The organism is Enterobacter sp. 61D5 (genome assembly GCF_034107965.1).
Taxonomy (GTDB): Bacteria; Pseudomonadota; Gammaproteobacteria; order Enterobacterales; family Enterobacteriaceae; genus Enterobacter; species Enterobacter cloacae_M.
In genome coordinates this window covers 1-249 of the sequence record NZ_JAWNFK010000065.1, presented here as the reverse complement: position 1 = coordinate 249, position 249 = coordinate 1, and the positions used below count along the sequence as shown (strand labels likewise).

1 protein-coding gene is annotated in these 249 nt (G+C 57.0%); it reads right to left on the bottom strand.

The window, feature by feature from the left end:
- A partial coding sequence (locus tag UTM25_RS22525; protein ID WP_320715396.1) for a potassium transporter TrkG occupies positions 1–249 on the bottom strand: 249 nt, incomplete at both ends.

Genomic DNA, 249 nt, shown 5'->3' with positions numbered 1-249 from the left:
ATCCCACCCACGCCGAGGATAGGCAGTATCGCAACCGCCAACACGATGATCCCCATCCCGCCAAACCATTGCAGCATCTGGCGATAAAAGAGGATGGCGTGAGGGAGCGAATCCAGCCCCACCAGCGTAGTGGCTCCCGTAGTGGTCAGGCCAGAGAAAGATTCAAAAAACGCATCGGTAATCGTGAGGTTCGGGCTTTCCGAGAAGATAAAAGGGAGCGCACCGACGCTACCCAGCACGGTCCAGAAC